The 1820-nt window shown below is 38.2% G+C and carries 3 protein-coding genes; 1 reads left to right on the top strand and 2 read right to left on the bottom strand.

The window, feature by feature from the left end; all coding sequences use genetic code 11:
* On the bottom strand, positions 1–756 hold a 756-nt coding region (locus AB4496_RS24225; RefSeq protein WP_372132326.1), incomplete at its 3' end, for a fructosamine kinase family protein.
* A 454-nt stretch (positions 757–1210) separates the two neighbouring features.
* Here AB4496_RS24225 and AB4496_RS24230 point away from each other — a divergent pair.
* Positions 1211–1555, top strand: a complete 345-nt coding sequence (locus AB4496_RS24230; protein WP_009846752.1) for a DUF3802 family protein — start codon at positions 1211–1213, stop codon at positions 1553–1555.
* A gap of 91 nt (positions 1556–1646) precedes the next feature.
* Here the strand turns inward: AB4496_RS24230 and AB4496_RS24235 are convergent.
* A partial coding sequence (locus AB4496_RS24235) for an NlpC/P60 family protein (RefSeq protein WP_372132329.1) occupies positions 1647–1820 on the bottom strand: 174 nt, incomplete at its 5' end.

A 1820-nucleotide genomic window follows, 5' to 3' on the forward strand; every position in this document is an offset into this window, starting at 1 on the left:
AGTATAGCCAACGTCGAGTGGATTGACGCTCTGGTAACCTTCATAAAACTCTTTTGAAAACCCTTCAAACAGTTCAGTTAGCGCTAAATCACATTCATGATCGCCCCAATAACAAGCGGGATCGTAACAGATTGGCCCAAAGGCTGAGTTAGCAACATTACCGTTCCAAAGGTCGCCATGAAGCAAAGAAGGGCGAGGGTTGTGGCCTGCAAGACGCATATTCACTACATCAACAATATCATCGATATCGCCGAATTCGATGCCTTTTTCTTTTAACAATTGCAGTTGGAAGCCAATGCGTTGCTCAGAGAAAAAACGCCCCCATTTCTTATGCCAAGGGTTGGGTTGAAGGGTGCTACCAATATAATTGTCTTGGTCACAACCAAACTCTTTCTGTTCACCCCATTGATGCAATTGGGCAAGTTGAACGCCAAAGTCATAGCTATTATTGCTTGTTTCAAGCGGCTTGGTCGGCAAGTAATTAAGGATAATGAACGAGCATTCTTTGGTTTTACCAATCAGTACCAACTCAGGAACATAAACGGTAGAAGTTTCTCTTAACAAGCGTAAGTTCTCAGCTTCAATTTCAAACTTAGGTAAAAATTCTCGCAGGTTCACTTTTACAAAGTAACGTTCGTTACCATCGCTAATCATATAGCAATCGTTAATGTCGCCACCAGAAACCTTGGTACGTTCAGTTATCTGGAAGTTAAATAGAAGAGTATCTGAAAGTTGTTGAGAAATGGCCTGCCACATAGGAAATCCTCAAAGACTGAAGGTTAGAAATACTGTTTGTTTACTAGCAATAGTTTAGGATAAATCTGAGCAATTTATAGACGCACTCGTCAATGTTCTTGGCTCTTATTCAACTAATGTAGAATCAATTGGCTGATTTGTGAACTCGAACTGATTCAAGCCCTTTGAAATCAAAACAGAAATTGAGAATGATATAAGGAAATAGTTTGGAACTAATCTCACGGCATGATGATTTTCATACAATAGAATCGCAGAAATAGGTTGAGATTATTTTTCACTATATTTTAGGTGTGTTTGGTGAAGTTAGGGTGTTTTGATTGAAATTTAAGCTTAAATGCTAGCTCGGATCACTTTAATACAGTTTTTAGTAATAAAGAGATGACAAACAGACTCATATACATAGTATTAGGTAGGTACATATTAATCTGCTCTTGAGCTTAAACGGAGATTTATTGTGGTTGTAGAAACCGATGGCTATTTGGCTTTGATCGAACACTTATCATTTAACCTAGATGTCTTTACTAATAGTAATGGCGATACAGGTAATGAAAGTGTCGAAGACATCATCACTGACATGATATCAACAAACATCATGGCTATTTTCGAGCAAAACCCTGAGTTACATTCAAGCGTTCGTTTTCAACTATTGAAAGAAGCGGATTCAGTGGTGGCTGATTTAGGTGAAGTGTTAGCTGGTGTATGGTCAAAAAAAGCGACTAACGAACAAATTGTATTCTTAGATGAATACATCGCATTAGTGAAGAATCTGTTTGATACTGCGGTCGCTCAATACGACTAATTAGCTTCTAGTACATTTACTAGGCTAAACAGCGATAGGCGTTTAAATAGTACCTTCAAAGCAACTGTGTTATCAGTTAATCTTTTAATCACTATAAACGCCTAAAATGCCAAAACTTAGAGGCCCAATAAGGGTTATCCAATCTCGATATAATGACACCTTTCGATGTCGAAGCATGTAGGAATTGATTGTTTCCTAAATATACACCGACGTGTCGTACCGTCATCGATGTTTTGAAAAACACCAAGTCACCACTTATTGCCTG

Origin of the sequence: Vibrio sp. 10N.222.46.A1, assembly GCF_041473595.1 — a bacterium.
Lineage (GTDB): Bacteria > Pseudomonadota > Gammaproteobacteria > Enterobacterales > Vibrionaceae > Vibrio > Vibrio tasmaniensis_A.